General features: G+C 61.7%; 17 protein-coding genes. 8 read left to right on the top strand and 9 right to left on the bottom strand.

The annotated features are described in order from the left end of the window. Window positions 1–136: 136 nt before the first annotated feature. Window positions 137–1351 (top strand): NADP-dependent isocitrate dehydrogenase, encoded by a 1215-nt coding sequence (locus tag ASD02_RS16155; RefSeq protein WP_025427173.1) that lies wholly within the window; start codon window positions 137–139, stop codon window positions 1349–1351. Window positions 1352–1579: 228 nt separating this feature from the next. Here ASD02_RS16155 and ASD02_RS16150 read toward each other — a convergent pair whose 3' ends face one another. The 3 genes from ASD02_RS16150 to recA all read right to left on the bottom strand — a co-directional run bounded on the left by ASD02_RS16150 (window position 1580) and on the right by recA (window position 6677). Then, the gene (locus tag ASD02_RS16150; protein ID WP_025427174.1) at window positions 1580–2431 is read right to left on the bottom strand and encodes an AraC family transcriptional regulator; all 852 of its coding nucleotides are present in this window, start codon (window positions 2429–2431) and stop codon (window positions 1580–1582) included. Between the two features lie 264 nt (window positions 2432–2695). Continuing rightward, the gene (gene alaS / locus ASD02_RS16145) at window positions 2696–5359 is read right to left on the bottom strand and encodes an alanine--tRNA ligase (protein ID WP_057220822.1); all 2664 of its coding nucleotides are present in this window, start codon (window positions 5357–5359) and stop codon (window positions 2696–2698) included. Window positions 5360–5588: 229 nt separating this feature from the next. Continuing rightward, window positions 5589–6677 carry a recombinase RecA gene (gene recA, locus ASD02_RS16140; protein ID WP_025427176.1) on the bottom strand — a complete coding sequence of 363 codons (1089 nt, stop codon included), beginning with the start codon at window positions 6675–6677 and terminating at the stop codon, window positions 5589–5591. 239 nt (window positions 6678–6916) lie between these two features. Here recA and ASD02_RS16135 point away from each other — a divergent pair, with 239 nt between their 5' ends. Both ASD02_RS16135 and ASD02_RS16130 read left to right on the top strand, forming a co-directional pair. Next, complete coding sequence (locus ASD02_RS16135; protein WP_057208681.1) at window positions 6917–7864, top strand: carbohydrate kinase family protein; 948 nt, start codon at window positions 6917–6919, stop codon at window positions 7862–7864. Window positions 7865–7895: 31 nt separating this feature from the next. Beyond that, a complete protein-coding gene (locus tag ASD02_RS16130; RefSeq protein WP_025427178.1) occupies window positions 7896–8825 on the top strand; it encodes a pseudouridine-5'-phosphate glycosidase in 930 nt (309 codons plus the stop codon). A 142-nt stretch (window positions 8826–8967) separates the two neighbouring features. On the opposite strand, the gene ASD02_RS16125 is transcribed toward ASD02_RS16130, so the two are convergent. Then, window positions 8968–11592, bottom strand: coding sequence for a PAS domain-containing sensor histidine kinase (locus ASD02_RS16125; RefSeq protein ID WP_025427179.1), 2625 nt, complete (start codon window positions 11590–11592; stop codon window positions 8968–8970). A gap of 276 nt (window positions 11593–11868) precedes the next feature. Between ASD02_RS16125 and ASD02_RS16120 the strand changes: the two genes are divergently transcribed. Further along, on the top strand, window positions 11869–12834 hold the full coding sequence (locus ASD02_RS16120; protein WP_057208683.1) for a flagellar biosynthetic protein FliO: 966 nt from the start codon (window positions 11869–11871) through the stop codon (window positions 12832–12834). Between the two features lie 101 nt (window positions 12835–12935). Here the strand turns inward: ASD02_RS16120 and dksA are convergent, their stop codons facing one another. Further along, the gene (dksA, locus tag ASD02_RS16115) at window positions 12936–13355 is read right to left on the bottom strand and encodes an RNA polymerase-binding protein DksA (protein ID WP_025427181.1); all 420 of its coding nucleotides are present in this window, start codon (window positions 13353–13355) and stop codon (window positions 12936–12938) included. A gap of 415 nt (window positions 13356–13770) precedes the next feature. On the opposite strand from dksA, the gene ASD02_RS16110 reads away from it, so the two are divergent. The 3 genes from ASD02_RS16110 to ASD02_RS16100 all read left to right on the top strand — a co-directional run bounded on the left by ASD02_RS16110 (window position 13771) and on the right by ASD02_RS16100 (window position 16988). Beyond that, window positions 13771–14292 carry a histidine phosphatase family protein gene (locus ASD02_RS16110; protein WP_057208685.1) on the top strand — a complete coding sequence of 174 codons (522 nt, stop codon included), beginning with the start codon at window positions 13771–13773 and terminating at the stop codon, window positions 14290–14292. Window positions 14293–14412: 120 nt separating this feature from the next. Beyond that, window positions 14413–15906: a YcjX family protein gene (locus ASD02_RS16105; protein ID WP_057220821.1), complete on the top strand. Its 1494-nt coding sequence runs from the start codon at window positions 14413–14415 to the stop codon at window positions 15904–15906. Continuing rightward, the gene (locus tag ASD02_RS16100; protein ID WP_025427184.1) at window positions 15903–16988 is read left to right on the top strand and encodes a TIGR01620 family protein; all 1086 of its coding nucleotides are present in this window, start codon (window positions 15903–15905) and stop codon (window positions 16986–16988) included. The genes ASD02_RS16105 and ASD02_RS16100 overlap by 4 nt, the downstream gene beginning before the upstream one ends. A 110-nt stretch (window positions 16989–17098) precedes the next feature. Here ASD02_RS16100 and ASD02_RS16095 read toward each other — a convergent pair whose 3' ends face one another. Next, the gene (locus ASD02_RS16095) at window positions 17099–17887 is read right to left on the bottom strand and encodes a molybdopterin-binding protein (RefSeq protein WP_025427185.1); all 789 of its coding nucleotides are present in this window, start codon (window positions 17885–17887) and stop codon (window positions 17099–17101) included. Next, window positions 17884–18747 (bottom strand): cytochrome b/b6 domain-containing protein, encoded by an 864-nt coding sequence (locus ASD02_RS16090; protein WP_162250506.1) that lies wholly within the window; start codon window positions 18745–18747, stop codon window positions 17884–17886. The genes ASD02_RS16095 and ASD02_RS16090 overlap by 4 nt, the downstream gene beginning before the upstream one ends. Window positions 18748–18995: 248 nt before the next feature. Between ASD02_RS16090 and ASD02_RS16085 the strand changes: the two genes are divergently transcribed. Then, a complete protein-coding gene (locus ASD02_RS16085) occupies window positions 18996–19547 on the top strand; it encodes a hypothetical protein (RefSeq protein ID WP_025427187.1) in 552 nt (183 codons plus the stop codon). Between the two features lie 69 nt (window positions 19548–19616). Here the strand turns inward: ASD02_RS16085 and folK are convergent, their stop codons facing one another. Together folK and folB are read right to left on the bottom strand one after the other, a co-directional pair. Continuing rightward, window positions 19617–20129: a 2-amino-4-hydroxy-6-hydroxymethyldihydropteridine diphosphokinase gene (folK, locus tag ASD02_RS16080; protein WP_025427188.1), complete on the bottom strand. Its 513-nt coding sequence runs from the start codon at window positions 20127–20129 to the stop codon at window positions 19617–19619. 1 nt (window position 20130) lies between these two features. Further along, window positions 20131–20499: a dihydroneopterin aldolase gene (gene folB / locus ASD02_RS16075; protein WP_025427189.1), complete on the bottom strand. Its 369-nt coding sequence runs from the start codon at window positions 20497–20499 to the stop codon at window positions 20131–20133.

Below are 20499 nucleotides of genomic sequence, written 5' to 3'. Positions count from 1 at the left end.
GGTCGATCGAGTCTCCACCCAAAGTTTCAGCCAAGCATGCTTTGCCTTGCCGTTTCACAATGCTATAGGGCTCTGGATTTTTCTAAAGAGGAAGGGACATCGCTCCCGTTGTCCCGCTAAGCTACGAGGCATATTCATGGCAAAGATCAAGGTCGCCAATCCGGTCGTCGAACTCGACGGCGATGAGATGACCCGCATCATCTGGCAGTTCATCAAGGACAAGCTGATCCATCCCTACCTCGACGTCGATCTTGAGTATTATGACCTCGGCATGGAAAACCGCGACGCCACCGACGACCAGGTGACGATCGATGCAGCCAACGCCATCAAGAAGCACGGCGTCGGCGTCAAGTGCGCCACGATCACCCCGGACGAAGCCCGCGTCGAAGAATTCAAGCTCAAGAAGATGTGGAAGTCGCCGAACGGCACCATCCGCAACATCCTCGGCGGAGTCATCTTCCGCGAGCCGATCATCTGCAAGAACGTGCCTCGTCTGGTTCCGGGCTGGACCAAGCCGATCATCGTCGGCCGTCACGCCTTCGGCGACCAGTACCGCGCCACCGACTTCAAGTTCCCCGGCAAGGGCAAGCTGACGATGAAGTTCGTCGGCGAAGACGGCAAGGAAATCGAATACGACGTCTTCGACGCACCGTCGGCCGGTGTTGCCATGGGCATGTACAACCTCGACGATTCGATCACCGAATTCGCCCGCGCTTCGTTCAACTACGGCATCCAGCGTAAGGTTCCGGTCTACCTCTCGACCAAGAACACCATCCTCAAGGTCTATGACGGCCGCTTCAAGGACATCTTCCAGAAGGTCTTCGAGGAAGAATTCGCCGAGAAGTTCAAGGAACTGAAGATCTGGTACGAACACCGCCTGATCGACGACATGGTCGCTTCGGCGCTGAAGTGGTCCGGCGGCTACGTCTGGGCGTGCAAGAACTACGACGGCGACGTCCAGTCCGACATCGTGGCTCAGGGCTTCGGCTCGCTCGGCCTGATGACCTCGGTTCTGATGACGCCGGACGGCAAGACGGTCGAAGCAGAAGCGGCCCACGGCACCGTGACCCGTCACTACCGCCAGCACGAGAAGGGCGAAGAGACCTCGACCAACTCGATCGCTTCGATCTTCGCCTGGACCCGTGGCCTTGCCCATCGTGCCAAGCTCGACGGCAATGCCGAACTCGCCCGCTTCTCCGAAACACTGGAAAAGGTCTGCGTCGATACCGTCGAAGCCGGCTTCATGACCAAGGACCTGGCGCTCCTGATCGGCCCCGACCAGCCGTGGCTCTCGACCACCGGCTTCCTCGACAAGATCGACGAGAACCTGAAGAAGGCAATGGCTGCCTGATCGGCACACGCCATCGACCCGAATGCGAAACCCGGCCTTGTGCCGGGTTTCTTTTTGGTTGGATAGCCGCAGTTCCAAGAACCTCTGGCGACCCATTCCCTCTGTCATGCTCGGGCTTGACCCGAGCATCCAGGCCAAGCCTCTTGAGCCCAAGGACATCTGTGCGTTGGCGACGGCTCAGGTGGATCCTCGGGGCAAGCCCGAGGATGACGAGAGAAGTCGAGCGGGTCATTTCAGCGGCAGATAGATCTCGCTCAAGAGCTCGGTCGGCGGCACGTCGCGCGGATTGTTGAGATACTTCTCGAACATCAGGCTGTCGCGCACCTCGCGGCCGGATTGCGGCAGCCACGTGCCGTAAAGCCATTGATAGGCCAAGGGCATGTCCGCATAGGGGCCTTTGTGGCGCAGAACGGCATAGCGTCCGCCCTCGAGCGTCTGGGGTGTCAGCGGTGCATCGGCAGGCAGGGTCTCCTTGGCGGTGACGCAGGCAAAGGAGCGCAGCCTGTCCGCCGGCACCAGTTCCGGATCATCCAGATAGATGCCGATCATCTCCATGTCCGGACGATAAAGATTGCGCGAAATCAGTGTGCCGTAGAGCGTCTCGAATGCCTTGCCGATGCCCATATAAGAGCCGGAGTGGGCGACGCCGACGAGATCGAAGCCGTCGATCTCCTTGAGGGTGACTTCATACATATCCGCAATTCCTTCCGATGAAGCGGTTTCGAAGGTTTTGTGGCTGCCCTCCCTCCGATACCGCGCCGGCGGCAGTCCATAGACGGCCTTGAAGGTGCGGTTGAAGGATTGAATATTGGGGTAGCCAGAGCGCTGCGCGATCGCTTCGACAGGAAGATCGGACTGCACGAGATCGGCGGCGGCCTTCTGCAGCCGTAGCCGCTTGACCGTTGCCGCCAACGTCTCGCCGTGGACGGCCCTGTAGATTCGGTGCCAGTGGTGTGGCGACAGGCAGGCGATTTCAGCGAGACGGTCGAGATCGAGCTCCTCGTTGAGATGGCCGTAAATGTAGTCGCTCACCCTGTGCAGCCGTCTTTCGTAGCTTGCCCAGGTCGCCCGCTCGTCCATGTCTAGCCCTTCGCGCTTTGCTCACGGATCGGTAGACCATAGACGACTTTGACAAATCCTGCGGAGTTTTGCGGCGAGCATGCAGAGGGGGCAATCGCAATCACAAAAAAGGACGCCCGAAACCGGCGCCCTTTTCAATTTCACGTTTCTGCGCCTACAGCGCCGCGCATCAAGTATGACGCGCAAATGGCACTGTAACACCTTAAACTTGCTGCATAATTTTATCCTCCAATCGCATCCGATTTGAGGAATTATGCAGTGTCCTTAGCCGGCCAATGCAACGGCAACGGCCTCGATCGCGTCGGCTGCCTTCTCGCCGTCAGGGCCGCCGGCCTGCGCCATATCAGGGCGGCCGCCGCCGCCCTTGCCGCCAAGGGCGGCCGAGGCGATACGCACGAGATCGACTGCGCTGACCTTGGAAGTCAGATCGTCGGTGACAGCCACGACTGCGCTTGCCTTGCCATCGCCGGAAACGCCGACGAAGGCGACGACGCCGGAGCCGAGGCTCTTCTTGCCGTCATCGGCCAGGCTCTTCAGATCCTTTGGTTCGACACCGGAAACGACCTTGCCGAGGAAACGCATGCCGGCGATGTCGCGCGCGGCATCGGTCGATCCGGCCTGACCGCCGCCACCGAGCGCCAGCTTCTTCTTGGCTTCCGTCAGTTCGCGCTCCAGCTTGCGGCGCTCGTCGAGCAGTGCCTCGACGCGGCCGAGCACGTCGCCCGGCTGAACCTTGAGCGTGTTGGCAAGCGTCTTCACCCGCTCGTCCTGCTCGTTGAGATAGGCACGGGCTGCCTCGCCCGTCAGCGCCTCGACGCGGCGCACGCCGGCGCCAACGGCACTTTCGGAAACGACGCGCACCAGACCGATGTCGCCGGTTGCCGAAACGTGGGTGCCGCCGCAGAGTTCGACCGAATAGGCACGGTTGGCCTTGGAGCCGTGAATGCCCTGCCCCATGGACACGACCCGCACTTCGTCACCGTATTTCTCGCCAAAGAGCGCCATGGCGCCTTCGGCAATCGCATCGTCGACGCTCATCAGGCGCGTGGTGACCGGCGTATTCTGAACGATGATCTCGTTTGCCATCTCCTCGACGATCTTCAGCTCCTCGGCCGTCATCGGCTTCGGATGCGATACGTCGAAGCGCAGGCGCTCGGGCGCAACCAGCGAGCCCTTCTGCGCCACATGGGTGCCGAGCACCTCGCGAAGCGCCTCATGCAGCAGATGGGTGGCCGAATGGTTGGCGCGAAGGCGCGAACGGCGGGCATGATCGACTTCGAGCTGGGCCGCGTCGCCGGTCTTGATCGTGCCTTCGGCAACGACGCCGAATTGAACGAACAGGCCCTCGCCGCGCTTCTGCGTGTCGGTCACAACAAGCTTGCCGCCGTCGGTGGTGATCGTCCCCGTATCGCCCATCTGTCCACCCGATTCGCCGTAGAACGGCGTCTGGTTGAGGACGATCTGGACGGTTTCACCCTTGGTGGCCGACTGAGCGACAGCGCCATCGCGCAAGATCGCCTGGACGACGCCTTCGGCAACTTCCGTATCGTAACCGAGGAACTCGGTCGCGCCGTGCTTTTCGCGCAGCTCGAACCAGATGGTTTCGGTTGCCGCTTCGCCGGAGCCTGCCCAATTGGCGCGGGCTTCGGCCTTCTGCCGCTCCATGGCGGTCGTAAAGGCGTCGGTGTCGACGCTGATGCCCTTGGCGCGCAGCGCATCCTGGGTCAGGTCGAGGGGGAAGCCGTAGGTATCGTAGAGCTTGAAGGCGGTTTCGCCATTGAACTGATCGCCTTCGGAAAGGTCGGCCGAGGCTTCGGACAGGAGGTTCAAGCCACGCTCCAGCGTCTTGCGGAAGCGGGTTTCCTCGAGCTTCAGCGTCTCCGAGATCAGCGCCTCGGCGCGCATCAGTTCCGGATAGGCGCGGCCCATCTGGCCGACGAGCGCCGGCAGCAGCTTCCACATCAAGGGATCGCGGGCACCGAGCAGCTGCGCGTGGCGCATGGCGCGGCGCATGATACGGCGCAGCACATAACCACGGCCCTCGTTCGACGGCAGCACGCCATCGGCGATCAGGAAGGCGGACGAACGCAGGTGGTCGGCAATGACGCGATGGCTGGCGCGCTGGTCGCCTTCGGCCTTGACGCCGGTTGCTTCTTCAGACGCGGCAATCAATGCGCGGAAGAGATCGATTTCGTAGTTGTCGTGCTGGCCCTGCAGCACGGCTGCCAGGCGCTCGAGGCCCATGCCGGTGTCGATCGACGGACGCGGCAGGTTGACGCGCTCTTCCTTGGTGATCTGCTCGTACTGCATGAAGACGAGGTTCCAGATCTCGATGAAGCGGTCGCCGTCCTCATCGGCAGAACCAGGAGGCCCGCCCCAGATCTTGTCGCCGTGGTCGTAAAAGATTTCCGAGCAAGGACCGCAAGGGCCGGTATCGCCCATGGCCCAGAAATTGTCGCTGGTCGGGATGCGGATGATGCGGTCGTCGGAAAGGCCGGCGATCTTTTTCCAAAGGCCAAAGGCTTCGTCGTCGGTGTGATAGACCGTGACCAGCAGGCGCTTGGCGTCGAGGCCATATTCCCTGGTGATCAGGTTCCAGGCAAGCTCGATAGCGTTTTCCTTGAAGTAATCGCCAAAGGAGAAATTGCCGAGCATCTCGAAGAAGGTGTGGTGGCGCGCGGTGTAGCCGACATTGTCGAGGTCGTTGTGCTTGCCGCCGGCGCGCACGCATTTCTGCGCCGTCACGGCCGTCGAATAGGGACGCTGCTCAAGCCCGGTGAAGACGTTCTTGAACTGGACCATGCCGGCATTGGTGAACATCAGCGTCGGGTCGTTGCGCGGTACCAACGGGCTCGACGACACCACCTCATGACCATTCCTGCGGAAATAGTCGAGAAACGTCGACCGGATTTCATTCACGCCGCTCATCTTGCGTCCTATCTGTGCACCAATTCAGGCCTAGGCCCCGGCATCTGCCGCGCCACTCGCCGTTATCCTTCGACCCCGCGGCCATCGCTGACGGCTGCGCCCTCCAACGCCCTCGGTCGCCGGAACCACAGGCTTTTATCGTTCGCGTATCATGCTGTCCAGACGGCAGCAAAAAACCGGCCGCCGATGAAGGCGACCGGTTTTGAAAGCTTGAAGCTCGGCTCGCTGCTTATGCTTCGGCAGCGTCGTCGCCGTCGTCGGGTTCCGGACCACCATTCTCGAGGAACCGGTCGGCGATCAGGCCGGCGTTCTGACGCAGAGCCGTCTCGATCTCGCGCGACAGGTCCGGATTGTCCCTGAGGAACGACTTGGCGTTCTCGCGACCCTGGCCGAGGCGCTGGCTGTTATAGGAGAACCAGGCACCGGACTTCTCGACGATACCAGCCTTGACGCCGAGATCGACGAGTTCGCCGGTCTTCGAGACGCCTTCGCCATACATGATGTCGAATTCGACCTGCTTGAAGGGAGGCGCCATCTTGTTCTTGACGACCTTGACGCGCGTCTGGTTGCCGACGACTTCTTCGCGCTCCTTGACGGAACCGATACGGCGGATGTCGAGGCGAACGGAGGCGTAGAACTTCAGCGCATTGCCGCCCGTCGTCGTTTCCGGCGAACCGAACATGACGCCGATCTTCATGCGGATCTGGTTGATGAAGACCACCATGCAGTTCGACTTCGAGATCGAGGCGGTCAACTTGCGCAGCGCCTGGCTCATCAGACGGGCCTGCATGCCCGGCAGGCTGTCGCCCATTTCGCCTTCGATTTCGGCGCGCGGCACGAGCGCTGCGACGGAGTCGATGACGAGAACGTCGATCGCCCCGGAGCGTACCAGCGTATCGGTGATTTCGAGCGCCTGTTCGCCGGTATCGGGCTGCGAGATCAGCAGGTTTTCGAGATCGACGCCCAGCTTGCGCGCATAAACCGGGTCGAGTGCGTGTTCGGCGTCGACGAAGGCGCAGATGCCGCCCTTCTTCTGTGCTTCTGCGATGGTCTGCAGCGCCAGCGTCGTCTTGCCCGAGCTTTCCGGACCATAGATTTCGACGATGCGGCCCTTCGGCAAGCCACCAATGCCGAGTGCGATGTCCAGGCTGAGAGAGCCGGTCGAAACCGTCTCGATCTCGATGATGCTGTCCTTCCCACCGAGCTTCATGATCGATCCCTTGCCGAACGACCGTTCGATCTGGGAAAGTGCCGCTTCAAGTGCCTTGCTTTTATCCACCGATTTGTCCTCTACGAGCCGCAAAGAGTTTTGTGCCATTTGGTCCACCTTTAGGTTATTGAAGCTACCGAGGCAATGAAGCCGCCGCACGAGTTTTTGTACATGTTTTGTTCCGTTTTTGCAAGAGCAGGACAAGACATTGAAAAATAGGAATTATTCGGATTGTGTTCGATTCATGTTCACGCTTTGCTGCGTAATTTTTTTGGCAGCGCCAGGCGCACCCTGAGACGATGAACCCTCCCGATCCGATTCGGCCGATAGACAGCAGAGGAACATTCATGAAGGAAGGCGAAATCGCCGTCTTCGGCGGCGCTCATATCGATCGGCGCGGCCGCATCTCGGGCACGACCGCACCCGGTTCGAGCAACCCCGGCACCTGGTTCGAAGAGGCAGGTGGCGGCGGCTTCAACGCTGCGCGCAACCTGGCACGACTGGGTCATAGCGTCCGGATGATCAGCACGCGCGGTGGTGACGCTGCTGGCGACATCGTGACGGCGGCCGCAGCGGCTGCCGGCGTCATCGACAATCCCCTCACCTTTCTCGACCGCCAGACGCCGAGCTACACTGCGATCATTGAAAATGACGGCAACCTGGTGATCGCCCTTGCCGACATGGATCTCTACCGGATGTTCTCGCCGCGCCAGTTGCAGCGGCGCGCATTGCGCGATGCCATCGCCGACAGCCGGCTGGTGCTGACCGATGCGAACCTGCCCGAAGAAACCATCGCCGCCCTCGTAGCGGCGGCGTCGACGGATGGGCGCATTGTCGCCGGTATCGCCGTATCGCCGGCAAAGGTGATCCGATTCCAGCCGAGCCTGGTCAGGCTCAGCTTCCTGTTCATGAACGAGGCCGAGGCGCGGGCGCTCACCGGCAAGGATGCGGCGGATGCTGAGGGTTGGCCGCCGCTTTTGCGCGCCGCCGGGCTCAATGGCGGCGTCGTTACCCGAGGCGGCAGAGCGGTCGTCGCCTTCGATCGCGAAACCGTCTGCGTCGCGACGCCGCCGGCCCTGCCGGAGCTCGCCGATGTTACCGGCGCCGGCGATGCCCTGGCATCAGGCTTCCTCACCGCCCGTCTTGCCGGCCATGATCTGTCGGAATGCCTGCGGCGCGGCATTGCCGCCGCCGGCATTACGCTTCGCTCTCCCTTGGCCGCCTCGGAACAAATGTCGCAGGCCAACCTCGAACAGGCACTGGCCCTTGTGCCGGCACCTCAAATGCTGGCATGAACGCCGCCAGCCGAACTCCCAAGGAAAAACCATGACCAAACCCGCTTCCCCCTTCCTGCCGATGGAATATTCCGACGAGGTTGCAGCCGCCAAGGCACGCGGCGCGCCGATCGTGGCACTGGAATCGACGATCATCACCCATGGCATGCCCTATCCGGGCAACCTCAACATGGCCCGCAGCGTCGAAGCGATCATCCGCGACCAGGGTGCCGTTCCGGCGACGATCGCCGTCATTCACGGCGTTCTGCATATCGGCCTTGACGATGCGAAGCTGGAAGAGCTGGCCAAGACCGAAGGCGCGATGAAGGTATCGCGCGCCGATCTCGCCTTTGCCATCGCCGAGCGCCGCACCGGCGCGACGACCGTTGCCGCCACCATGATCGCCGCTGCCCGCGCCGGCATCCGCGTCTTTGCGACCGGCGGCATCGGCGGCGTGCACCGCGGCGCCGAGCTGAGCTTCGACATCTCCGCCGACCTCGACGAACTGGCACGCACGGCCGTCATCGTCGTTTGCGCCGGCGCGAAAGCCATCCTCGACATTCCGAAGACGCTCGAGGTCCTCGAAACCCGCGGCGTGCCTGTTGTGACCTATGACAGCGACGTGTTCCCGGCCTTCTGGTCGCGCGATTCGGGCCTCAAGAGCCCGCTGATGCTCAACAGCCCAGCGGCAATCGCCAACTTCCAGAACATGCGCGAACTGCTCGGCGTCGATGGCGGCATGCTGATCGCGAACCCGGTTCCGGCCGAAAGCGAGATCGCGCGCGAGGAGATGGAAATCTACATCGGCCGCGCGCTCGACAACGCCGAACGCGATGAGATTTCCGGCAAGGAGGTCACCCCGTACCTGCTCGACAACCTCTTCCACATGACCGAGGGCCGCAGCCTCGAAACCAACATAGCGCTGGTCGAGAACAATGCCCGCCTCGCCGGCGAAATCGCTGTGGCGCTGACCGCGAAGTAGTCGACTGACATTAAGATCATAAGAGAAAAGCCCGGCGCGAAAGCGTCGGGCTTTTTGTTGGACTGCAATTCTTGGCGAGCGCCGAAATGCGCGCCGCGATTTCTCAGATTCGCTCAATGCACTGCGCAGTTTCGCGCACGCCTCAGGAGTCCAGCATCTCGCGCACGGCCACGGCCAGTTGCTTCAGCGAGAACGGTTTCGGAAGGAAGCCGAATTTGGCGTCGGCAGGAAGATTGCGGGCGAAGGCATCTTCCGCGTAACCCGAGACGAAGATGAACTTCAGGTCCGGGTACTTCTTGCGCAGCTCCGTCAAGAGTGTCGGCCCGTCCATTTCCGGCATCACCACGTCCGAAACGACGATATCGACGGCGCCATCGAGCTCCTCCATGATCTCGAGTGCTTCGACGCCAGAGCCTGCCTCGTGCACGGTATAGCCGCGGGTCTCGAGCATGCGCTTGCCGCCGCGGCGGACCGCTTCTTCGTCCTCTACCAGGAGGACGACGGCTGAATCACCGGTGAGATCGGTCGGTTCCTCGGTCTTGGCGACTGGCTTGGCGACAGCTTCAGCCGGCGGCAGCGTCACCGCCCCATTGGATGCGCCCTGCGTCGGTTCACCCGCGGCTTCCGGAATGTCGATATGGCGCGGCAGCAGGATGCGGAAGGTGGTTCCCTTGCCGACTTCGGATTCCGGATAGATGTAGCCGCCGGATTGCTTGACGATGCCGTAGACCATCGAAAGACCAAGGCCCGTGCCCTTGCCGACTTCCTTGGTGGTGAAGAAGGGCTCGAAGATCTTGTCGAGAATTTCTGGCGGAATACCGGTTCCCTGGTCGGAAACCTCCACCATGACGAAATCTTCCTCCGGCAGTTCGCGCCGGCCAATGGCCGCGATTTCCGTTGCCGGCAGATTGCGCGTGCGAAGCGTGATGATGCCGCCTGACGGCATGGCATCGCGCGCATTGACGGCAAGGTTGAGCAGCACCTGCTCGAACTGGCCGAGATCCGTGCGCACCGGCCAGAGATCGCGCCCGTAGTCGACTTCGACCTTGACGTTGGTCCCGGTCATGCGATCGACGAGCATGCGCAGGTCGCCGATCACGTCGGTCATGCTCAGCACTGTCGGCCGCATGGTCTGCTTGCGCGAGAAGGCGAGCAACTGCCTGACGAGCACCGCCGCACGATTGGCGTTGCGCTTGATCTCCATCAGATCGGCAAAGCTCGCATCGGCCGGTCGCGCCGACAAAAGCAGGTGGTCGGAGGACAGCAGGATCGCCGTCAGCACGTTGTTGAAATCGTGCGCGATGCCGCCCGCAAGCGTGCCGACCGCATTCATCTTCTGCGTCTGCGCCATCTGGTTTTCGAGCGCCTTCTGCTCGGTAATCTCCAGCGCGTAGATGATCGCTGCCTCTTCCGGAGCCTGATCGCTCTGGTCGATGACGGCATTGATATAGAAGCGGAAATGCCGCTCGCCATCGGCCGGGTGCAAGGCGTCGATCGGCGCGATATCGCCCTGGCGATCCTTGGCGGCGGCAAGCGCCTCATGCAGACGGCCCTTTTCCGTCGGATGCACCACCGTTTCGATCAGCGCGCCACGCTCGACATCGTCCTGGGAGACAAGGCCGGAAAACAGCTTGAGGAACGGCGCATTGGTGCGAAGGATGCGACCGTTGCCGTCGACCGAGGCGATGGCCATCGGCGTATTGTTGAAGAAGCGGGTGAAGCGCATCGCAGCGCTCGACGCCGACTGATCCTCGTCCTCGCCGCCGTCGCGCGACATGACGATGGTCCGGCTTTCGCCGGGCGCGCCATCGCGTGCCGACGACACGCGGTGCACCATGCGCACCGGCAGGCTCTGGCCGTTGGACTTGCGCAGATCGAGATCCAGCACCTTGGTCTTCTTCAGGCCTGGCTCCGCCTGCACCGATTGCACCAGCGTCAACCCCTCGCCGGCGACAAGATCGCCGATGCTCATGGAGCCCGGCTGGAATTTTGTCAGGTCGATGCCCAGCCAATCCGCAAGGGTAGCGTTGATGTAGAAGATCTCGCCCTTGCGCCCGGCGGAGAAGAAGCCGGCCGGAGCATGGTCGAGATAATCGATGGCGTTCTGCAGTTCCTTGAAGAACCGCTCCTGGTCGTCACGTTCGGCGGTGATGTCGGCAATCTGCCAGAGATAGAGCGGGTTGCGGTCACTATCTTCGAGCGGCAACACCCGGGCCTTCAAGCGAAACCAGTGGGCACCAGAGCCGCTGGACGCAGCACCGGTCGCCAGCGGCTTCAACAGCCGAAACTCCTCGTGCCCCTGCTTGCCTTCGTGCAGACCGTTGGTGAGGCGGTAGATCGCTTCGGTCGCCTCGCGGTTTCGCGACAGGATCGTTTCGAGCGACTGGATGCCGGCAGAATTCTTCGCGCCGGTCAGCGCGCCGTAGGCGGCGTTGGCGTAAATGATGCGGCCCTTGCGGTCGGTGACGATCGTGCCGTCTTCATGGGCGTCGAGAAAGGCGCGCGCCAGTTCGTCCGGCCGCGATTGCGGCATCACCTCGATGAAGCCGATGACCGACGAGACGAGGAAGAAGATGCCGACCATGGCAAGAACGCCAAGGATGCCGAGCACGATCTCGTTGTCCAACTCGTTCTTGAAGATCACGAAGGCGATCGCAGAGACGGTCAGAACGATCGCAAGCAGGACGATCCGCATGACGGTTCCCGGCCTGACGCCACGGTCAACAACCGGCATCTGGTAGTCACCTGACTGCCGCATTTTCGTCATCGGGTCCTCATCTGCCGCCAATACCGCCCGGCACATAGCCGATACGGTCCGGCGCTCCGGCCGGCATCCGCGCAATCCGCCAGGTGAAATCGGCCAATCCCGACACGCCCTCGATCATTCGGATAGGAATCATCTTTAACGATCAGAGATAACAGCAAAAAGCACCTGTGCGGAAGCGCAGCGGTCAATTCACAGGGAATGTCGGCGAAGTGCTTGTCCAAGCCCGAAAAAAGCCGTCAAATACTGCCACTCGAAAGGCTTTAAGGAGTTCAGCCTATGATGGAAACGATCGTCGGAGACAACGGTAGCCGATTCATTATCGCCGCCGGCGCCGTTGCGATCGGGCTTCTGTGCCTCGTGGCCGTGCTCTGGATCATGCGCAACAGGCCGTCGTCGCCCTTCATTCGCGGCGGCAAGAACAGGCAGCCTCGCCTCGCTGTGCTCGATGCGGCCGCTGTCGACACACGCCGTCGCCTGGTGCTCGTGCGTCGCGACGACGTCGAACACCTGATCATGATCGGCGGACCTACGGATATCGTCATCGAAAGCCGGATTGCACCGATCGATGAGAGCGCCTCAGCGAACGACGGTCCGGCAGTCATCGAGCGCAAGCCGATCGAGCAGCCGGTTGCCAGCGGCAATGGAACAGAGACAAGGGCAGCAGCGCCGGTGCAGTTGCGCCCTGTCGTACAGCCGGAGATGGCCGTCGCCGCGCCAGTGCGTCCGGCGGCGATACCGCAGGAGCAGCCGGTTGCGCGTGTCGAGCCGGCCCCGGCGGTTCGCCCGATTGTCGAACAGCGCCCGGCTCCTGTGATGGCCCCCGTGATGGCCATTGAGCCGCGTCCGGTCGAAAGGGTTGCGCCACAGGCGCCCGAGATCGTTGCCCCTGTCAATACGGCCGAGAAGGTCGAGGGCATCTTCGATGCCGCCCGCAGCCGCGTGCTGCCGACCCAGCCGCCAGTGCAGGAACAGCGTCCTGCAGCCGTTGCCCAATCGCAGCCCGTTGCCCAAAGCGCGCTTTCGGACTTCGAACGTATCCTCGACGCCGAAATCAGCGGTGACCTGCAGCGGCTGACGCCGGCTGCGGCGGCCGCACGTCCGGAAAATCGCGCGCCTGTGGCCGCTGCCGCCCGCCATGAGCCGATGCTCGGCGCACCGATCGACGATGTCCGCAAGGAGCCGACGATCGAGGAAGAGATGAACCGCATGCTCGCCGACATCTCCGCCGGCCGTAAGCCTTGACACATTCGGCGTCATTTCACCACGGAACAAACATTCAGCAAAAAGAAAAAGGCGCGGTCAACCCGCGCCTTTTTCTCAAGACTGATCCGGAAATCGGACCCTTATTCGTCCCTATAGACCTTTTCCCGACGCTCGTGGCGCTCCTGCGCCTCGATCGAGAGCGTTGCGATCGGTCGGGCGTCCAGACGCTTCAAGCCGATCGGCTCTCCCGTTTCCTCGCAATAGCCGTAGGTCCCTTCATCGAGCCGCTGTAGCGCCGCATCGATTTTCGAGATCAACTTCCGCTGACGGTCGCGGGCTCTCAGTTCAATCGCCCGGTCTGTTTCGGAAGAGGCCCTGTCGGCGAGATCGGGATGATTGGCGCTCTCCTCGGCCAAGTGATCCAGTGTCTCGCGTGCCTCGCGAAGGATGTCGTTTCTCCAAGCATTCAGCTTGGCCCGGAAATAGGCCCGGTGGGTGGCATTCATGAATTCCTCGTCCTCCGAGAGGACAAAGGTACTAAGATCGATCTTCTCACTCAACGCGATTCTCCTGAAGAACATCTCATTGCGGCGGTGTATAGCCCCATGGAAGCCGCGATTCAAGCCTCGGATTAGACACTCAACCGTATTTTAACAATGCTTGCAATTCAGGCTAACTGGCGAATATTTCATCAAAATTACAGATGAGATCTTAGTCGTAGAGATGATCACCTACCCGGCGCCAAGAAGACCGGTCGTAACTTGGATGTTCTGCCGCCAGCGCGACGCCGCCCTTTTGCCGGGATTGGTGCGCCCGGCGGCAACCGGGCAATCCCCTGAAAAAAGCGGTTCACAGCTTGATCTTTGCATCATCGACGGGAAAAGGTGGTGATCCGCCGCGAGACGCGCAAGACCCCGATCCGGCGATACTTTATCCCGTCGCGACCCGCGGCCGGCAGCTACCGGAATTCAATATATGCAAGACAGTGCCGCCAGGCCCTTCCGTCTCTTCCTTCTGCGTCATGCCCGCTCCGGTTGGGCCTTGCCCGGTCAACGTGATTTCGATCGCGCGCTCGACGACGTAGGATATGCCGAGGCGGAACTGATCGCGCAGATGGCTGCCGATCGCGGCATCCGGCCGGAGCTGATCTTGTGCTCGACGGCGGTCCGCTGTCGCCAGACCGCGGAACCCTTCTTCCGATCCGTCAGCGAAGACATCCAGATCCGCTATGTCGATGCGCTCTATACCGGCCCGGCAAGCGTCTATACCGATATCATCGATGCAAACAGGCATCTGAATTCGTTGATGATCGTCGGACACAATCCGATGATTGACGAACTCTTCCGCCGCTTTGCCGGGAACGAGGCGGCGACCGACGCCCTTCCGCATGGTTATCCGCCGGCAGCCCTTGCGATCCTTGACTTACAGGGAGGCCCAGGCGGCGCCGCAACGGCCACGCTGGTGTCGCTGATCCTGCCAACCAGGGAACCGAAATGACATGCCATTGTTGCGGTGCGGGAAATATTTCCTATATCGCCAAGGCAAACAGGACCTGCCGCACGTCTGGCAGACATTCGCATGAACGAAAGCGGCAAGGTCCGCGAGGGATAGCACGACTTGGCGCCAAATCTGACCAGCTTCAAAGACGACGCCCTGATTGCATTCGACAATCTCACCGATCGTGCATCGGGCCTCGTCAATCCCTCTATCCGGCTGGGCGTCACCGGGCTTTCGAGAGCCGGAAAGACCGTCTTCATCTCGTCGCTGGTCCACAATCTCCTCAACGGCGGACGGCTGCCGGTGTTCGAGCCGGTGCGCTCCGGCCGCGTCTCGAAGATAAGGCTTGAACCCCAGCCGGACGACGCCGTGCCGCGCTTTCAGTACGAGGATCACATTGCCGCCCTGGTGCGCGATCGTATCTGGCCGGATTCGACCCGCGCGATCTCGCAGCTTCGCATTACCCTCGATTTCGAGAGCGCCAGCGGCTGGAACAGGCTGTTCTCGGCCGGCCGGCTGTCGCTCGATATCGTCGATTATCCCGGTGAATGGTTACTTGATCTGCCGCTACTCGCACAGGATTTCAAGCAGTTCAGCGACAATTCGGTTGCCCGCGCCCGTGCTCCGGGCCGCGCCAACCGGTCGGCGGATTGGCTGACGCTTGCCTCATCTGCGGGACCAACGGCGATCGCCGATGAAAGCAGCGCGCGCCGGCTCGCCGAAAGCTTCACCGCCTACCTCAAAGCCTGCAAGGCGGACGCGAGCTCGCCCTCGACCCTGCCGCCCGGTCGCTTCCTGATGCCGGGCGATCTCGAGGGCTCACCTGCCCTGACCTTCTCGCCACTGCCCGACCTGCCCGAGGGCCGTGCGCCGAAAGGTTCGCTCTGGGCGATGATGGAGCGCCGCTACGAAGCCTACAAGAAGCACGTCGTCGGCCCGTTCTTCCGCGAGCATTTTGCTCGGCTCGACCGTCAGATCGTGTTGGTGGATGCGCTACAGGCGATCAATGGCGGGCCGGAAGCGCTGCTCGATCTGGAGCAGGCGCTGGCCGACGTGCTCGCCTGCTTCCGTCCCGGCACGAACAGCTGGCTCTCGTCTTTCCTGACCCGACGGATCGACAAGGTGCTGATCGCCGCGACGAAGGCGGACCATCTGCACCACGAAAGCCACGATCGGTTGGAGCGCATCACGGCGCGTCTCGTCAGCCGGGCAGCCGCCCGCATCGGCATGAGCGGTGCGGGGCTCGAGGTCATGGCGATCGCCTCGGTCCGGGCGACACGCGAGGCCACGGTCGACCATGGAGGGCATACGCTTCCGGTTATCGTCGGAACACCGATCGCTGGCGAGAAGATCAACGGCGAGACCTTCGACGGTGAAGGGAAAACAGCGATATTTCCCGGTGACTTGCCGGATGATCCTGAAGTTTTTTTTAGGGCGCTTGATGCCGATGCGTCGGCGAAAAAATTCGGCGACGTGCACCCGATGCCCGAGTTCAGTTTCGTGCGCTTCCGGCCGCCGCATCTTGAAGAGACGGGCGGCGGATTGAAGCTGTCGGTGCCGCATATCCGGCTCGATCGGGCGATGCAGTTCCTGTTCGGAGACCGGTTGGCATGAGTGACGATTTCAACAGCCGTGGCCGAAAGCCCGGTGCTTTTTCGGTGAACCCGGATCCGGAGCAGAAGCCGGCGGAAAGCGACCGCCCCCGCCGCGCCCCGGCGAGCTTCGACGACAAGGTGGTGATGACCCCCGACACGGAGGATCCCTTCCGGGAAACGACGCTTGGCGTCGAAAGCCTCGCTTTGCCGGAGGCAAACCCGCGCAGGCGTCGCCTGTCCGTCGGCAAGATCGCCATGGGGGCATTCGGCATTCTCCTCTCGCTGGCGACGGGTCTTTGGGTCGACCGCCTCATCCGCGACCTGTTTTCCCGCGCCGACTGGCTCGGCTATGCCGCAATGGGTATCGTTGCCATCGGGCTCCTGGCACTGCTGGTAGTCATTGGCCGCGAGCTTTCAGGCATGATGCAACTGACTGCCGTCCAGAGCTTGAAGACGGAAACGGAGAATGCCGCCGCTTCCGGCAATACCAAGCTGGCACGGTCCGCTTCGGAAAAACTCGTCCATCTTCTCGCCACCAATCCGCGCACGGCACGCGGTCGTACGCGCCTTAAGGAAACCGAAGGCGAAATCATCGATGGCCCGCATCTGCTTGACCTGACGGAGCGCGAATTGTTGACGCCGCTCGATCGCGAGGCCCGGCGCATCATTCTCGCCGCTTCCAAGCGCGTGTCGATCGTCACCGCCGTCAGCCCCCGCGCGCTCGTCGATCTCGGCTATGTGCTTTATGAATCCGCTCGCATGATCCGCGCGATGGCCGAGCTTTATGGCGGCCGCCCCGGTACGCTCGGCATGATCAGGCTGATGCGCGACGTTATCGCCCATCTCGCTGTCACCGGCTCGATCGCCGCCGGTGACAGCCTCATCCAGCAGGTGCTTGGCCACGGCTTGGCGTCAAAACTCTCGGCCCGGCTCGGCGAAGGCGTAATCAATGGACTGATGACCGCCCGCATCGGCATCGCTGCCATGGACCTTTGCCGACCGATGCCTTTCAGAGCACTGAAACGTCCCGGGATCGGCGACTTTCTTTCGGACCTCGCGCCCGGTGCCGGTCGCGCGGCTAGTCAGAACGGCGACGTCTAGAAACGACTGCATGTTTCCTAAAACCTACCCGACTTAAGGATGAAAACATGCAGAAATTCAAAGTGCTTCAGCGACCTTTGCGCGTCTGAAAAGACGCGCGGCCTGTAGAACTAGATGCCCGCATACCACTCATAGCCCAAGTCTTCCCAGAAGCCGCCGCGTCCACGACCGAACGTCGAAAGATCCGCAACGACCTCGATGGCACTGATGTACTTCGCCATCTTGTAGCCGAGCTGCCGCTCGATGCGCACTCGAAGCGGCGCGCCATTGGCGACCGGAAGTGACCGTCCGTTCAATCCATAGGCAAGGATCGTCTGCGGATGGCGCGCATCGATGAGGTCGATCGATTCGTAGTAGGCCGTCGGTCCGGAAAGCCCGAGACCCATGCGATCGAAGCAATGGAAGACGACATAACGCGCTTCCGGTCTGATCTTGGCTTCATCAAGTACCTTGGCTAGCGGAACGCCCGACCATTTGGCGATGCAACTCCAGCCCTCGACACAGTCGTGGCGGGTGATCTGTGTCCGCGACGGCATGTTGCGCAATTCGGCCAATGTCAGGCTGAGCGGCTTTTCGACCAAACCGGTGACGCCGAGGCGGTATCCGGAAAAATCCTGCTGGAGGGCGATATACTCCGGGTCGGTCGGATCGGTCGAGCCGTTCGGCCGTTGTCCCTGGCGGATTTCGCTTTCGGCGAACTCAGGCGCCAGCCGGTCCGCGTCCATCAATAGCCGCTGTACCCGATAAGTCAGGCTGTTCGCCGATGCCAGGACATCACGGACCGGGCTTCTGTTTTGCAGGATTCCATCGAATGCATCACAACCTGCAAGAGGCAACGTCGAGGCGGCAATGCCGGCGGCGGTCAAAAAGCGCCTGCGATTGATCAGAAGCCGCGTCATTGCCCTGCCTCCTTGCGCTGCGCCTCGCTATCGATGCGGTAACGCCCTGTTATCATCGAGCGCAATTCGTTGATCGGCCCGGCGGCAAAAACCATGAAGATGTGTATGGCGAAGAAGCCCACGAGCAAAAGCATGACGACGAAGTGGATCGTGCGTGCCGTCTGTCGACCGGCAAAGACGTCGATCAACCATGGCCAGGCCGCGTCCATGCCCGGCGACATCGTCAGCCCCGTCAGGATCATCAACGGAAAAAAGACGAGCAAAACAGCGGCATAGGAGAGTTTCTGCAAGCCATTGTAGCTGCGGCCGTGATCGAATCGGAACCGCACGTGGTTGACGAAACTTCGTGGCAGGCCGCTGATATCGGAGGCCGATGGCAGGATGTCGCGCCACAGGTGCCCGTTGATCAGGCTCGCAACCAACCAGACAAGAAAGACGGTCGCAAAAAGCCACGCGAAGAAGAAATGTATCACCCGGCCCGTCGCCAGGTCTTGATAAGAAGGCACCGTTAGCCAGGCTGGAAATGCCCTGTAGTCACGCCGGTCTGCGGCGCCGCTGACCCCGAGAACACCCGTCGTGTCGACCCCCCGGCCGAGCAGCGTCGTCACGCCCCTGACCTCTCCATCTTGCGTCCGGGCGGCGCTGATGGACAGCACGCCGTTGTCGAAGGCAAAGCCCGATTGCTGCCCAAGATAAAGCGTCGGGTGGGCGTTGAAGATCTGCAGGCCACTCAGGAGCAGGAAGAACAATGCCAGTGCCCACAGCCAATGGGTCAGCCGCGTGGCAAGTCCGTGGCGGCGGATTATGAGTGCCTGCGAGATGTCCGTTTCCGGGGTGGTGCTGTTGATCGCCGCTGCCATCATGAAACCTCCGCGTTTCAAGTGGATACGTACGCCGTTGCGATAGAGTTTCATAAACACGTCTGCGCGCATCGTAGCACATGACGGTGAGGCCGCCGTGACTGCCTTGCAGCCATCCGATCTGCGGCGCACAGAGCGCATCACCGACACAAAGAAGCCTTGATATCAGCCCGAAAGAAACCGTCCATTAACCATTTGCGCGCAAATGTGGCTCCTAGTTTCGGACGTTGACCCATCAAGGATCGTTTATGTTCTCGCGCCCTTCTTTGATCGCTCGCGGCGCTGCCGCCTTCGCGCTCGCAGCAACCGTCGGCGTTGCTACGCCAGCCATTTCCGGTGGCAAGGACAAGGCTTTCTTCGAGAAAGTCTCCGGCCAGTGGAAGGGCCCCGGCGAGATCGTCGCCGGGAAATACAAGGGCACCAAGTTCACCTGCGATCTCGCCGGCGAACCGGTTGCCGGCAATGATGCCGGCATCAAGCTCGACGGCTTCTGCCGCGTCGGCGTGTTCAAGCAACCGATGTCGGCGCTGATCACCCAGAAGGGCGGCAGCTACACCGGAAAATTTCTCGACGGCGCTGATGGCAAGGGTCTCGACGTAGTCTCCGGCAACGTCGCCAAGGACAAGGTCGTCGTCGGCATCAACCGCAAGAAGCTGAACGGCGCGATGATCGCCCGGCTCCAGAACGACTCGACCATGAACATCACCATCTCGGTGAAGGTCGAGGATACAATGGTGCCGGTGATCGGCGTCAGTCTCAACCGCCAGCTCGACAACATCGCCGTCGGCTCGATCAAGTAGACGACAGTCCAGATTGCGGAGAAAAGCCCCGGCCAAACGCTGGGGCTTTTCTTTTTGTGCTACTCGAACTCAGGCCCCTGCCCGCCACCAGCCCCTGTCTTCGTCCACCACCTCGATGCCGGTGACGTCGGCATCCGCCAGCCAGTCTTCGACCCGCCGTCCGTTCACACGCATGCCGGAGGCAAAGTCCGCAAGCGGCATCAGGACGAAACCGCGCGCAGTCATGCGCGGATGTGGTAGCTCCAGCTTGGTCTCGGTCTGGGACAGGTCGCCGAAGGTGAGGACATCGATGTCGATCGTGCGCGGGCCCCAGCGTTCGTCGCGCACCCGCTTCATCTGCCGCTCGATATCAAGGCAGGCGTCCAGCAATGCCTCCGGGCCGAGCAACGTTTCGACTTCGGCGCAGGCGTTGAAGAACCAGTCCTGATCGGTCTTGCCCCAGGGTGGTGTCCGATACAGACGCGAAACGGCCCGAACCGCGCAATCCGGCCTGGCATCGAGCATCTGCAATGCATCTGCCATGGCCCTTCTCGGCTCGCCCAGGTTTCCGCCAAGTCCCAAAGTTGCGATATGCCCGCTCATCTCAGGCGACGTGCTCGACCGTGACTTCGACATAATCGAGAATTCCGGGAACCGGTGCATTCGGCTTGCGGACGGAGACCTTGGCACGCCGGACCTGCGGAAAACGCACGCACAGGGTCTTTGCGACCTCGAGCGCCAGCGCCTCGATCAGATAGCGCCGCCGACCGGTGACGATGCGCTCGATTTCGGTAAAGGCGATGCCGTAATGCACGGTGTCGTCGATCGAATCATCGACCAGCGCCGAGCCTTGCTCCACTTCAAGCTCCGCATCGACGAAAAACCGTTGCCCGAGGAATTCTTCCTCGTCGAGAACGCCATGGCGCGCAAAGAAGGCACAGTTTTTCAGGGTGATCGTATAGGTCGCGCTCAT

The organism is Ensifer sp. Root1252 (assembly GCF_001425885.1).
Lineage (GTDB): Bacteria > Pseudomonadota > Alphaproteobacteria > Rhizobiales > Rhizobiaceae > Ensifer > Ensifer canadensis.
The sequence above is the reverse complement of the archived record's forward strand: the minus strand, read 5'-3'. Positions and strand labels throughout refer to the sequence as shown.

Coding starts and splice junctions, on each gene's coding strand:
- ASD02_RS16090 (WP_162250506.1), bottom strand. CDS start 18,747: ATGGCAGCGGCGATCAACAGCACCACCCCGGAAACGGACATCTCGCAG.
- ASD02_RS16135 (WP_057208681.1), top strand. CDS start 6,917: ATGAAGGAAGGCGAAATCGCCGTCTTCGGCGGCGCTCATATCGATCGG.
- ASD02_RS16095 (WP_025427185.1), bottom strand. CDS start 17,887: ATGACGCGGCTTCTGATCAATCGCAGGCGCTTTTTGACCGCCGCCGGC.
- ASD02_RS16155 (WP_025427173.1), top strand. CDS start 137: ATGGCAAAGATCAAGGTCGCCAATCCGGTCGTCGAACTCGACGGCGAT.
- ASD02_RS16120 (WP_057208683.1), top strand. CDS start 11,869: ATGATGGAAACGATCGTCGGAGACAACGGTAGCCGATTCATTATCGCC.
- ASD02_RS16100 (WP_025427184.1), top strand. CDS start 15,903: ATGAGTGACGATTTCAACAGCCGTGGCCGAAAGCCCGGTGCTTTTTCG.
- ASD02_RS16085 (WP_025427187.1), top strand. CDS start 18,996: ATGTTCTCGCGCCCTTCTTTGATCGCTCGCGGCGCTGCCGCCTTCGCG.
- alaS (WP_057220822.1), bottom strand. CDS start 5,359: ATGAGCGGCGTGAATGAAATCCGGTCGACGTTTCTCGACTATTTCCGC.
- folK (WP_025427188.1), bottom strand. CDS start 20,129: ATGAGCGGGCATATCGCAACTTTGGGACTTGGCGGAAACCTGGGCGAG.
- recA (WP_025427176.1), bottom strand. CDS start 6,677: ATGGCACAAAACTCTTTGCGGCTCGTAGAGGACAAATCGGTGGATAAA.
- ASD02_RS16110 (WP_057208685.1), top strand. CDS start 13,771: ATGCAAGACAGTGCCGCCAGGCCCTTCCGTCTCTTCCTTCTGCGTCAT.
- ASD02_RS16125 (WP_025427179.1), bottom strand. CDS start 11,592: ATGACGAAAATGCGGCAGTCAGGTGACTACCAGATGCCGGTTGTTGAC.
- ASD02_RS16130 (WP_025427178.1), top strand. CDS start 7,896: ATGACCAAACCCGCTTCCCCCTTCCTGCCGATGGAATATTCCGACGAG.
- ASD02_RS16150 (WP_025427174.1), bottom strand. CDS start 2,431: ATGGACGAGCGGGCGACCTGGGCAAGCTACGAAAGACGGCTGCACAGG.
- folB (WP_025427189.1), bottom strand. CDS start 20,499: ATGAGCGCGACCTATACGATCACCCTGAAAAACTGTGCCTTCTTTGCG.